We start from the raw sequence: 11,750 nt of genomic DNA, 5'->3' as shown, positions 1-11,750 counted from the left end.
AGTTCTACCCTGACACAGCGCCATCGTGGGGACCGGCCGTTCAGCTCGATGATCTTCTAGAAAGACGCTCGACCAAGATCCCCGACAGCGTCAGGTACTGAAGCCCGTCCAGGCGCCGTCTCCGGCCCCGGCGGTCACCCGCGCGACGAAGGGCTCGAGCAAGGCGCAGCTGGCCTTCCAGCGCGGCCTGGCGGCCCTCGCGCAGTGGGTTGAACGAGAAGGCGCCCACCGGCCTGTACCGCGCGGCCACACCGAGCAGATCGCCGTCGACGGCGAGGCGGAGCCGGTGGTCATCAAGCTGGGCGTATGGATTTCGAACACCCGGGCGAGGTGGGACAAGCTCACCTCCGAACAGCAAGCCGCCATCGCCACCTTGGGCGTGTCCTGGGCGAAGGCAGCGGTGCCGGCCCCGTCCAGCCCGGCATCGGTGGACGACGGTTCCGTCCAGCCCGCGCCGTCGGCGCAGGCGCAGGAGGGCCACGACCAGGGCGACACGGTGGCGGAGAACGCGACCCAGGCGGCGCGGGGCAGTGCGCGGGTGCAGCGCATGAACGAGTTGATGCGCAACCACACCAAGGCCGAACTGCTGCGCATGGCATACGCGGGCGGCCTGGTGAACCACAACTCTCCCGAGAAGTGGCGCAAGGACGAAATCGCCTCCGCCGTCGTGGACATCGAGTTCCGTGCCGCCGACCGGCCCGCCCCGGCCCGGCCCGCCGCAGTCACCGCGCGTCCCGCTCCGAAGCCCCAGCTGCTGACGGACCACCATGACGAGTGCGACAAGAAGGCGTACGAGGGCGGCACCTGCACCTGCGACCTGATCGAGCAGTACGGACCGCCCTCCGAGCGGGACGACTACTGAGACGGCCCCCGGCCGCTCCCCCACCGGACCCCGGGCCTGTCGAGGCCCGGGGTCCGGTGCGTTCACGGGGTGAGGCGGTGCCAGATAAAGACGGAGCTCTCCAGGCTGGCGAGTGACGGCCGGCGCAGCACGGACCGGATCCGCTCGGGTCCCACCAGGACGACGGGCATCCGGCGCTCACGCTCCTGCTGGGTCGTGTGCCCGGCCGGGCAGGTGATCGAGGTCAACGCGCCACCCGCGAATAACCCACACAAGCGACGACAGTTCGCGTCACCCGACGACCCTGCGGGTCGGCACCAGCCCAGCCAAAGAGGACAGCCGACACCCATAAACGTGTCCTTACGGACAATAAGTGGATCATTTTTTTAAATTCGCTTACAAGGCGAATCGTTCCGCTTGGGGAGCTTTCCCGTTGCATCACTTCCAAGCGGAGAGGAGTCGGCAACATGGCCGACTGGAAGCAGATCAGCGGCGGACTGGTACGGATCGCGGCGGGGTCCAGGACCAACGTGTGGGGTGTCAACGCGGCCGGGAACGTCTACCGCTACACCAACAGCGACGCCAGCCCGTGGGTGCAGATCCCCGGAGGCCTCACCGACATCGGCGCGGGCGCCGACGGCACCGTCTGGGGCGTCAACTCCGCCGGCAACATCTACCGCTACACCGGCGACCTGCCCGGCTGACCCACCCCGCCTCACGAAGTCACCAGTGCGCCGCGCAACGCCCTCAACGGCACCGCGGCGCACGCTCAAGCCCACGGCGTTGCCAGTTCTCATCGACATTGCTAGGCGCTGCCTAAACCGTCGCCGAACGCTCCCACCGACAACCGGGGGTGCCCAGGCCATGGTCGGGCCCATGGTCGGGCCTGTGGTCGGGTGCGCATGCGCCACCCGATTTGCGGACGGACGGGCGCGGTGGAAGGCATGGGCTGTGACGTGGACGCTGCCGGAACCGATGCTCGCCACCCCCGTGCCCGACCCGATGGGGCCGGCGTTCCCGGAGGCCGTGGCCGGGTCCGTGCAGCTGCCGGACGCGACCGCGATGGACGGCGAGCTGGTCGTATGGGACGCCGCGGGCCACCTCGCCTTCGAGCGGCTGCAGAACCGGCTTGCCCGGCGTGGTGCCGGGGCGGTCCGGGCGGCGCAGGAGTGGCCGGCCCACTTCGTCGCGTTCGATCTACTGCGGCTGTCCGGGACGGACACGACCTCCTGGCCGTACCGGCGGCGCAGGGCCGCGCTGGAGTCCGTGTTCGCCGCCCGCCGGCTCATCGCGCCGCGGGCACTGTGCCCGTCGACCACCGATGCCGACACCGTGCGCGAGTGGCTGACGTGGGCATCGGTCGGAATGGAGGGCGTGGTCTTCAAGAGGTTGGACGACGCCTATCGGCCGTCGGCGAGGGGCTGGAGGCGCTGTCACGTTGGTTGACCGGGTGGGATGATCTTCTGGTTGATCGTGCTAGAGGCGGCTGTTCGTGGGGGCCGTGTCGCCGTCGTACAAGGGGCACCGGTACCCGGTCGAGGTGATCTCCCACTGTGTGTGGCTGTACTTCCGCTTCCCGCTGTCGTTGCGCGAGGTCGAGGAGCTGATACTCAAGCGCGGGATCGTCGTCTCCTACGAGACGGTGCGCCGCTGGTGCGCCAAGTTCGGGCCGGCCTACGCAGGCGCGCTGCGCCGCCGGCAGCCTCGGCCTGGGGACAAGTGGCACCTGGACGAGGTCTTTATCAAGATCAACGGGCGGTTGCAGTACCTGTGGCGGGCGGTCGACCAGGACGGCAACGTCCTGGACATCCTCGTGCAGAACCGGCTGGACAAGGCCGCGGCCAGGCGCTTCTTCCGCACGCTGCTGAAGAAGACCCGCACGGTGCCGCGGGTGATCGTCACCGACGAGCTCCGCTCCTACGGCGCCGCCCACCGCGAGGTCATGCCCTCCGTCGAGCACCGCCAGTCGAAGTACCTGAACAACCGGGCCGAGAACAGCCACCAGCCCACCAGGCAGCGTGAACGCGCGATGACGGGCTTCCGCTCCGTGGGCGGAGCACAGCGGTTCCTGTCCGCGTTCAGCGGCATCTCACCCACTTCCGGCCCCGCCGCCACCTGATGACCGCTGCCGCTCACCGAGCCGAGATGAGCATCCGCTTCGCGATCTGGAACCAGATCACCCGGCGCTGCCGACTGGCCCACCACGGCCTGACGACAGGCCCGGCTCTCAAGCCCACCCTGACCCGACGCGCCGTCAGGCAGTCACGCACCCAACAACGTGACAACGCCCGTCCGCGTTAGCGGGCGAGGGCATGTGCGTGCGCCTCGTCGAGCAGTTCCCGCAGCGTCGAGGTGGTGGGTGCGACGGCGGTGGCGAGCAGTGCCGGGCCGCCCGCCAGCGGTGCGAGGACGGCACACCCGTCCTTGGTGCCTTCGCCGAGCAGTACCGGGTCTCTTCGGACGTCGAGGCGCGGGTCCACGACCAGGAGCTGGCCGACGGCGCGGTGCCCGTTCAGGACGGCTGGGCCATCCCAGCCGGGTTCCGGGGCCCCGTACGCCGTCTGCTGGTCGAGCAGTGGACGCCCGGCACGGTGGACCAGGATCCGGCTGACGAGGTGGCCCGGTTCCTCGTCAGCCCGGCCCAGGTATTGCTCTTCCCGCAGTACCAACCGTGCGGTGGCGGCGAGTTCGACGGTGTACGTCTGTCGCAGGTTGCTGCCGGCGGCGCTGATCAGGGGCTGCGGCAGCCAGCGCAGATGGGCGTGTTCCCCGGCGGTGAGCCGCACGTCGTAGGTCGCCGCGTCGGTGGTGGGGCCGCGCAGGGCGAGCGTGGCGGCAGCCGTGATGACCTCCAGCTCGGCCCGGTCCTCGGCGGTGATGTCGAGGGTGAGCCGGTCGCCACCGAGCGGGGCGCACATCGCGCCGATGATCCCCACCGTGGCGGCGCTGCCGTCGGTGCGCATGCGCCGCAGGTAGAACGGGCCGTCGCTGCGCAACTGCGGAAGGGTGGTGACGCGTCCGTTGTGCGCGGCGCGGATCCGGGCCGTGGCACGTACACCGTGCGGGTGCCCGGCCGGCTCCTGGGCGTCGGCTGAGAAAACGTCGCGGTCGGATGTGGCCTGGAGAGCGGCGAGTTGGGTGGGTGGGCTCATACGGCTGCCCCGGCACGCCACTGGGCGAGGTGGCCGGTGACCCAGTCGGCGACGTCGCGGATGCCGCCGTCGGAAGTGAGGCTGGTGAAGAGGACGGGAAGGTCGCCGCGCTGTCGTTTCGCGTCGGCGGCCATGGTCTCCAGGTCGGCACCGACGTACGGGGCGAGGTCGGTCTTGTTGATGATGAGGAGGTCGGCGGTGGTGATGCCGGGGCCGCCCTTGCGGGGGATGTCGTCGCCGCTGGACACGTCGATGACGAAGATCTGCACGTCGACGAGGCCCTTGGAGAAGGTGGCGGTCAGGTTGTCGCCACCGGACTCGACGAGCACCAGGTCGAGGGGGTGGAGGGCCTCTTCCAGCTGCTCTACGGCTTCCAGATTGGCGGAGATGTCGTCGCGGATCGCGGTGTGCGGGCAGGCGCCGGTCTCGACGGCGGTGATGCGCTCGGGCGGCAGGACGGCTTCGCGGCGCAGATACTCGGCGTCCTCGCGGGTGTAGATGTCGTTGGTGACGGCGGCGATCTGCCACTGGTCGCGCAGGGTGCGGCAGAGCGCGGCGACAGTGGCGGTCTTGCCGGAGCCGACAGGGCCGCCCAGGCCGACGCGGAGGGCGCGGCGGCTGCCGTCGGGACGGAGCGGATCGGCGCTGTGTGTGTGCCGCTGGGGGAAGGTCTCAGAGTGGTCGAGGTGCATGTCAACTCCAGTGCGGGGTGTGGTTAGGGGGTCAGGAGGCGAAGAGGCGGACGGTCCAGGCGGCGTGCTGCTCCCCGGTGATGTCCAGCAGGGGCGAGGAGGCCGACGGCAGGACATCGAGGCCCTCGGTCAGGGCGCGGGTCGCGGCGTCGGCCGCGGCTTGGGCGACGTCGTCGGCCTCGGGGCCGAGGCGGGCCAGCAGCCCCGAGGCGTCGAGCGGGTCGAGGCTCAGCAAGCGCACCGCTGCGGTGGCCGGGCCGCCGATGTTCTCGTACGCGGCGGCATAAGCGGCGTCCACCGGGGCGAGCCCGGCGGCGCGCGCGGCCAGGCCCAGAACGACGGGCTGGTGGGCGCCCTGGGGACGCACGGCGGCCAGCTCTTCGAGTGCGGCCGAGGGGAAGGTGGCACGGGCCGCGCGCAGCATCTGCCGGCCGAGCCTGCGGGCGACGGCACGCAGTGCGGGGACGGGGGTGCGCGCGTCGGCGGCGTCATCCAGCAGTAGCGGGTCAAGCCCGGCGGCAGCTGCGGCTGCGAGGCCGGCCGTCGTCAGGCCGGTGGTGTGCAGACGCCCGCGGCAGAACGCCTCCAGGCTGTCGGTGTCGTGTACGGCTTTGTGGGCGACCGCGGCCTCGACGCCGCCGGAATGGGCGTGCCCACCGGCAGGGAAGCGGCCGTCGGCAAGGAGGAGCAGGGCTGCGCGGCTCATGGGCGAGCGGCTGCCTTTCACAGGGTCGGATAGTGAGGCGGTACCCCGGAACAGGCAACGCCTTGCCCGCCCGGGACCCGGCCGTGGCGGCTGCGCCGAAGGCCGGGCGGGCATCGGATCAGAAGAGGAAGTATCGCTGTGCCATGGGCAGTTCGCTGACGTAGGCGCGCGGCACGGTCACACCGTTGATCTCGGTGCGGGAGTCCCCCGTCGTCGCGCCGCCGATGGTGACCTCGAAGGTGTTGTGGTCGACTTCGAGGTCAACCCCGTTATCGGGGTCAACCGCCTTGGCCTTGGCCACCTTGTTGTTCAGCAGCATGTTCTCCTTCCTGATGTTCCGGGTGTCCGTGATCGCCACGAACTCCTTGTTGAGACCGACCGTTCCCACCGTGCCCTGAGCGGCCTGAGCGGCCTGGGCGGCCCGAGCGGCCTCCTTGGCCACACCGGCCAGATCATCCGCGGCTTTCTTGGCCTTCTCGGCGGCATCGGCTGCCTGGCCGGCCTGACCGGCCTTGGCATCCGCAGCGTCCTTAGCCTTCCGGGCGACCTCAAGGGCCTTTTTAGCCTCAGCGGCCTCAACGGCCTTAAGGTCCTTATCAGCGCCATCGGCCGCTTCCGTCGCACTCTTCGCGTTGGCCTCAGCGGTCTCAGCGGCCTCAAATGCCGTTTGGGCCGCTTTGGCCGCATCATTCGCGTTGATCTTGGCGGCCTTCGCGGCCTCAAGGGCCTCTCCAGCGGCAATGGCCGCATCGGCCAGAGCCTTCGCAGCGTTATCGGCGGCCGCAGCATCCCTGCTGCTCTGGGTGGCGCCGAATCGCAGGTTCAGATTGGCGACCTGCGTTGAGGCGGCGAAGTTCACCGAGTTGCTTCCCGGGGCGTGGCCGGTGGAGCCCCAGACCGGCCGCGGCAGGTAGGGCTGCGGTGTCGTGATCGAGCCATTGGCGTCGCCGGTCTGCGCGTAGGCGATCTGGCCGCGCTTGAGGATCCTGTGCGGCTTGACGCCGAAGAACTTCGGCTCCCACAGCACAAGGTCTGCCATTTTCTCCGGCTCCACGGAGCCCACGTGCTTGTCAATGCCGTGCGCGATCGCCGGGTTGATCGTGTACTTGGCGATGTACCTGCGCGACCGGTAGTTGTCGTTCGGCAGCCGCACCTCCGGATCCTCCTGGAACGAGTGATCCCCCTCACCCTGATTGGGCACCTTCTTCGGGTCTCGGGTGTTCTCGGGATCGATATCGTCTGCGATCGTTCGGATCTTCGCGTAGGCCCGGTCTTCGGGCAGTGTGCCGTAGCGGCTCTTCATGACGTGCGCGGTCTGCCAGGTGCGCATGATCATCTCGCCGATGCGCCCCATCGCCTGGGCGTCCGAGGACATCATCGAGATGACGCCCATGTCGTGGAGCAGGTCCTCCGCCGCCATAGTGGACGGCCGGATGCGGGAGTCCGCGAAGGCCATGTCCTCCGGAATATCGGGGTTGAGGTGGTGGGCCACCATCAACATGTCGATGTGCTCCTTGACGGTGTTCACCGTCAAGGGCCGGGTGGGGTTGGTCGAGGCGGGCAGGACGTTCGGCTCCTTGGCCAGCTCGATCATGTCCGGGGCGTGGCCTCCTCCGGCGCCCTCGATGTGGAAGATGTGAACGGAACGGTCCTTGATGGCGTCCTTGGTGCTCTCCAGGAATCCGGCCTCGTTGAGCGAGTCGGCGTGCAGGGCGACCTGGATCTCGTTGCCCTCGCAGAATTCCAGCGCCTTGTCGATCACCGCGGGTGTGGCACCCCAGTCCTCGTGCACCTTGAGGCCGATGACACCGGCCTCCAACTGCTCCTGCAGCGCAGCAACGTTCATCGTGCTGCCCTTGCCGAGCAGTCCGATGTTGACCGGGAATTCGTCCAGGGCCTCGAAGAGCCGGGTGATGTGCCACGCGCCCGGGGTCACGGTGGTGGACGCGCTGCCCTCGGCGGGGCCGGTGCCGCCGCCGATGAGGGTGGTCACGCCCGAGGCCAGGGCCTCGTGGATCTCATCGGGACAGATGAAGTGGACGTGGGTGTCCACGCCGCCCGCGGTGAGGATCCGGCCGTTGCCGGAGATGACCTCGGTGCCCGGGCCGACCACGAAGTTCTCCGGTTGCCAATCCGACGGCGCGACGTCATCCGGCACCAGATCACGAGTGAGCTCATCAGCGAGCGGCCGGAAGTCCCTCGGGTTCATCGTCTCGGGGTTGTACGCCTTGCCGATGGCACAGATGTTGCCGCCCCTGATGCCGACATCGGCCTTGACCACACCCCACCAGTCGAGGATCAGCGCTCCCGTGATGACGGTGTCCACGGGAATGTAATCCGGGTTGCCGGGCTGGTCCTCCGGGTCGTCCGGGCCCTTGCCACACGAGTCGAAGTGGGACATGCCCATCGACTCCCGGACCATCTTCCCGCCACCCCAGACCATCTCGTTGCCGCTGTGGTCCGGCCCGCCGGCCCAGTCGGCTTCGATCTCGACGGTGAGGTCGGTGTCGGCCAGGCGGACACGGTCCCTGGCGGTGGGCCCGTACAGAGCGGCGTAGTCCGTCCGCTTCAGCCAGTTGCCCAGCCTCTTCTTGTGATTCGGACCGTTCTGACCCGACGCCGGCTGGTCTGTCATTGCGTGACCTTCCCCTTGCGCAGTCCGTGAATCTGGTCAGTGTCGGTCGCGGCTTTGCCCTTGATCTTCACCAGCTCCACGACGCACTCGTCTCCTGGCTCGAATCGCACGGACTTGCCCGCGGCGATGTTGAGCCGCCGCCCCTTCGCCTCGGCGCAGTTCCGAAGAAGTGGGTCGGAGGGCTCTTCCCAGCGAAATGGGCCGTCCGGGGGCGTGCCCTTGCGGATCTTCAGCACCGTGAGGCCGGGGTTGACCTCGGCGAAGTGGTAGTGGGAGCCGACCTGGATGGGACGGTCGGAGGTGTTCTTGACCCTGATCTTCTTCTTGTCGTCCTGCAGGTCCTCGTTGAACTTGATCGGGTCGGTCCAGGCCGCCTCGTCCTCGCACTTGTCGCAACAGCTGTGCGAGCCGGTGTCGCGGCCGCCCGGGCAATTCGGCTTGCGCTGCGGTTTGGGGTGCTCGATCTTGCCCGGGTGGACCTGTCCTTCGGCCTTCACCGCGGCGTCCGGGATGGGGTCGTGGATCGTCACCAGCTTGGTGCCGTCCGGGAAGGTGGCCTCCACCTGGACGACGTCGATCATCTCCGGGACGCCGGTCATCAGGTCGGCGCGGGTGAGCAACTGCCGGCCCGAGTCCATGACGTCGCTGACCGTCTTACCGTCGCGCGCCGCCTCAAGGGCGTGAGCCGTCAGCAGAGCCATGGCCTCGGGGTAGTTGAGGAGCAGCCCCCGGTCACGACGCTTAGCTGCTACGTCGGCCGCGACATGGATCAGCAAGCGCTCCTGCTCATGCGGAGTCAAATGCACGATGACTCTCTCTGTTGTCGGATGATGCGTGCGACCGGGCATGCCAAAGCGACAGACAGCGTTCCCCCGGAAGGCAACGGCCGCTCCCCCAGCATCAGCGAGGAAGAACGACGAAACGGTTAAACGGTGGCTTATCTGCACGATCCGGTGAATCCGTGGGGCACACCGTTTTCACCCCGCCCCGTCGGGCATCAGGAGCCCGTTCCTAGACCGTGGACGAATTCGGTGAGTTGGGTATCCGCCTGGGACTTCGTCGATCAGTCCTCGTCCTCACAGGCTTCCGTACCGATCGCGTGTCTCGGCGACGGTCGAAATCGGCCGTCTCACGGCGCCCCGTGGTCCCCGTGGGAGAGGGCGCTGCACCTTGTTTAGCGTGCGCGCCGCGCACGTTTGAGTGAACGACCGGTGAGTGGCGCGCACGCCAGCTGACGCAAGGGCGACCATCCAGGAGCGGTTCATCCGAGGGAAAGGGCTTTTCTATGCGTCGTGCGCTGATCATCGTCGATGTGCAGAAGGACTTCTGCGAGGGCGGCAGCATTCCGGTGAAGGGCGGCGCGGGCCGGGCCGCCGCCATCGCCGAGCTGGCCGGGCATGCCGACGGGCAGTACGCCTTCGTCGTCGCCACCCGTGACCACCACATCGACCCGGGCGAAGACCGGTACGCCGGCGCGGAGCCGCACGACTCCATACACCGGGCCCCGGGGATGTCTTCACTCCCCGGGGCCCGCGGTGTGTCCGGACGCGGGTCAGATCCCCCCAACCGCCGTAGCAGTGAACCAGCCGACGGCTTCGGCCTCGGTCATCAGCACCACCTGAGCCGGGTGGGCGTCGCCGTCCTGGACAGCGTGGATGCGGCCAGGGAGCGGGCTGCTCTTGCGGGCGGGGTCGACTATCGGGGCGAGCCGCTGCCACATGCCGGCGCTGACCCGGGCGAGGATGACGGTGGCGAACTGCTCGCGGGCACCGGGGATGAAGCGGCTGCCGGTAGTGGCGGGTCCGTCGTAGATGACGTGGATGCGGGCCGCGCGCCCGAGCTGGCCGCGGGCGGCTTCGAGGGGCCTGGTCTCAAGGACGAACTGTGCGGGGAGGCCTGACCGATCCTGCGCGCCATGCTCCGCGAGGGCCGGCTCACCCGGATCGCGCTGAAGTGTGCGCGGAGCGGGGCCTCCCGTTCTGGATCCACCCTGGCCGACCGGGAACGCGTTCTCGGACTCGACCATCCCGACACCCTCACAGCCGCAACTACCTCGCCGCCTCGCTGTACGCTCTTGGCCGATACCAAGAAGCCGCCGACCTGTTCGGCCGCAACCTCGCCGACCTCGAACGCACGCTCGGACCCGACCATCCCGACACGCTCAGTAGCCGCAACAAACCTGTCAGCCGCGGAGGCAGCCGTCGCACGGGCAGGAGGGCGGTGGTGGACTCTGCACCTCCGCAGCCGTAGGTAGAGCGCAGACATGCTTGCATCGTGACCAGCTCTGCGCCCAGTGCGCCCAGGAGCAGCAAGGCACGCACGCGGTCAGGGTTAGGTGCGCAGTACAAGCGACGGTCGTGTCGGCGGTGCAGGCGGGGTCGCGGTGACCGTCTTCTGCCGTCGGCGGCTGACGTTACTGGCCGGGGTGGACGGCCTGGACGCCGGTGCCGGCGTACGCCTTCGGGGTCAGGGTCAGAAGAAACCGCCCGGCGGGGTGGGCGGCGGAAGGGCGGGCGGCGTGGATGGCGTGGACGGCGGCCCAGGAATGCCCGAAGCGCAGCAGTTCGGTGGCGGTGACCGCGGCGTCGGTATCGAAGGCTTCGATCCTGATGAAACGCAGCCCTTTGATGTAGCCCAGCAGCCCGGGCCGCTCGGCGTCACCGGCGGTCAGCGACAACACCGGCGCATACAGATCACCGAGTCCGCCGGATGCCTGCACGTAGAACGCGGCGACCGCCTCATTGAACGGGTCCTTCGGGTCGTACAAAGCGGTGGCGGTCGTGTGGTCCAGAACGACCGAGATCATCGCCACTACGCGGCCGCCTGCGAGCCATGGTGCGCCCCGCCCAGGCGTTCCAACAGGGCCCGGGCCTTCGCCTCAGCCTCCGGGCTCGGCGCCTGGCCCAGAGCGGAGGCGAGCTCGGCGCGGGCCAGCTCAGCACGCTCGGCGTACTCGGCCCTGGTCGGTGTGTCTTGCGCCAGCTCCTCCACCAGGTTCCGGATCGTCGTGCCGTGCTCAGCGGCCAACTGCGCCAGCCTGTCCCGCGCCGCCGTGCTCACCTTGATGCTCGTCTCATCTGATGCCATACGTCTTACTGTACCGCGCCCCTCTACTGCCGGTAGAGGAATGGGGACCGAGATGGATGTGAGAGCTGACGGCCCCGGTCCGACAGGCCCTGGAGCCGTGCACATGACCGCTGCGAAGGGCGCGCTCCTCGGCCTCGCCGGTCTTCGGCGAGCGGTTGTGCTCGATGGGCCTGCCCAGCCCAGTCGCTCGCCGCGCCTGCGCCGATCCCGCGAACGCGACACCGCCCAGGGTGAAGCCCGCGAGCAGCACCGACAGGGCCGTCCTGAGAGAACGTCCGGCACCGCGCCGCCCGCGGGGGAGCCAGTCGTCCCGGCGCCGGGTGCGGGCCCGGTGCGCACCGTCCCGGGCCGGACGCGGTGCGCATCCGCAGCCGTCATACGCGCGTGGTCCGGCGTACGGCGGCCCGCGCCGACCAGGCGGCGGTCGGCCACCGGGCGATTCCGGTGTGCAGCACGGCGTGCCCTGGAACACCAGCCTCTGCGGATGCCTTCCCGCCTTGAAGCCCTAGGTGTGCTGTTCGGACAGGTTGGTGACGCGGCTCGCTGGTGGGTGGCCGCCGATGCCGGTGTGGGGTCGGTGGTAGTTGTACCAGTCCAGCCAGTCGGGAAACGCTGCCTGCCGTTGGGTGTCTGAGGT

At 69.1% G+C, this 11,750-nt stretch carries 10 protein-coding genes and 6 pseudogenes; 6 read left to right on the top strand and 10 right to left on the bottom strand.

Annotation, left to right across the window (positions count from 1 at the left end; genetic code table 11):
* Positions 1–97: 97 nt before the first annotated feature.
* Positions 98–862: pseudogene (locus tag AB0M97_RS30355) on the top strand (helicase associated domain-containing protein); the annotation flags it as partial.
* 62 nt (positions 863–924) lie between these two features.
* On the opposite strand, the gene AB0M97_RS30350 reads toward AB0M97_RS30355, so the two are convergent.
* Entirely contained in the window at positions 925–1,089 is a 165-nt protein-coding gene (locus AB0M97_RS30350) for a hypothetical protein (RefSeq protein ID WP_365964189.1), read from the bottom strand.
* A gap of 219 nt (positions 1,090–1,308) precedes the next feature.
* Here AB0M97_RS30350 and AB0M97_RS30345 point away from each other — a divergent pair, with 219 nt between their 5' ends.
* From AB0M97_RS30345 to AB0M97_RS30335, 3 genes and pseudogenes are all read left to right on the top strand, one after another.
* Entirely contained in the window at positions 1,309–1,545 is a 237-nt protein-coding gene (locus AB0M97_RS30345) for a tectonin domain-containing protein (protein ID WP_365964188.1), read from the top strand.
* Between the two features lie 247 nt (positions 1,546–1,792).
* A complete protein-coding gene (locus AB0M97_RS30340; RefSeq protein WP_365964187.1) occupies positions 1,793–2,287 on the top strand; it encodes an ATP-dependent DNA ligase in 495 nt (164 codons plus the stop codon).
* Positions 2,288–2,333: 46 nt separating this feature from the next.
* Positions 2,334–3,142 (top strand): annotated as a pseudogene (locus AB0M97_RS30335) (IS6 family transposase).
* Here the strand turns inward: AB0M97_RS30335 and AB0M97_RS30330 are convergent.
* From AB0M97_RS30330 to AB0M97_RS30305, 6 genes and pseudogenes are all read right to left on the bottom strand, one after another.
* Positions 3,139–3,993: an urease accessory protein UreD gene (locus tag AB0M97_RS30330; RefSeq protein ID WP_365964186.1), complete on the bottom strand. Its 855-nt coding sequence runs from the start codon at positions 3,991–3,993 to the stop codon at positions 3,139–3,141. The pseudogene AB0M97_RS30335 and the gene AB0M97_RS30330 overlap by 4 nt on opposite strands.
* Entirely contained in the window at positions 3,990–4,685 is a 696-nt protein-coding gene (ureG, locus tag AB0M97_RS30325) for an urease accessory protein UreG (RefSeq protein WP_365964185.1), read from the bottom strand. The genes AB0M97_RS30330 and ureG overlap by 4 nt, the downstream gene beginning before the upstream one ends.
* A 31-nt stretch (positions 4,686–4,716) precedes the next feature.
* The gene (locus tag AB0M97_RS30320) at positions 4,717–5,391 is read right to left on the bottom strand and encodes an urease accessory UreF family protein (RefSeq protein WP_365964184.1); all 675 of its coding nucleotides are present in this window, start codon (positions 5,389–5,391) and stop codon (positions 4,717–4,719) included.
* A gap of 844 nt (positions 5,392–6,235) precedes the next feature.
* Positions 6,236–7,963: pseudogene (locus AB0M97_RS30315) on the bottom strand (urease subunit alpha); the annotation flags it as partial.
* Between the two features lie 59 nt (positions 7,964–8,022).
* Positions 8,023–8,373 (bottom strand): annotated as a pseudogene (locus tag AB0M97_RS30310) (urease subunit beta); the annotation flags it as partial.
* A 162-nt stretch (positions 8,374–8,535) separates the two neighbouring features.
* Positions 8,536–8,832 (bottom strand): annotated as a pseudogene (locus AB0M97_RS30305) (urease subunit gamma); the annotation flags it as partial.
* Positions 8,833–9,311: 479 nt separating this feature from the next.
* Between AB0M97_RS30305 and AB0M97_RS30300 the strand changes: the two are divergent.
* Together AB0M97_RS30300 and AB0M97_RS30295 are read left to right on the top strand one after the other, a co-directional pair.
* Positions 9,312–9,389: pseudogene (locus AB0M97_RS30300) on the top strand (nicotinamidase); the annotation flags it as partial.
* A 521-nt stretch (positions 9,390–9,910) separates the two neighbouring features.
* Entirely contained in the window at positions 9,911–10,276 is a 366-nt protein-coding gene (locus AB0M97_RS30295; RefSeq protein WP_365964183.1) for a tetratricopeptide repeat protein, read from the top strand.
* A gap of 163 nt (positions 10,277–10,439) precedes the next feature.
* On the opposite strand, the gene AB0M97_RS30290 is transcribed toward AB0M97_RS30295, so the two are convergent.
* From AB0M97_RS30290 to AB0M97_RS30280, 3 genes are all read right to left on the bottom strand, one after another.
* Entirely contained in the window at positions 10,440–10,838 is a 399-nt protein-coding gene (locus tag AB0M97_RS30290) for a hypothetical protein (RefSeq protein ID WP_365964182.1), read from the bottom strand.
* Complete coding sequence (locus AB0M97_RS30285) at positions 10,838–11,113, bottom strand: hypothetical protein (protein WP_365964181.1); 276 nt, start codon at positions 11,111–11,113, stop codon at positions 10,838–10,840. The genes AB0M97_RS30290 and AB0M97_RS30285 overlap by 1 nt, the downstream gene beginning before the upstream one ends.
* A 505-nt stretch (positions 11,114–11,618) precedes the next feature.
* On the bottom strand, positions 11,619–11,750 hold a 132-nt coding region (locus tag AB0M97_RS30280), incomplete at its 5' end, for an integrase core domain-containing protein (protein WP_365960987.1).

Source organism: Streptomyces sp. NPDC051207 (genome assembly GCF_040682395.1).
In the GTDB taxonomy this organism is placed as follows: domain Bacteria; phylum Actinomycetota; class Actinomycetes; order Streptomycetales; family Streptomycetaceae; genus Streptomyces.
This window is presented reverse-complemented; position numbering and strand designations above follow the sequence as displayed.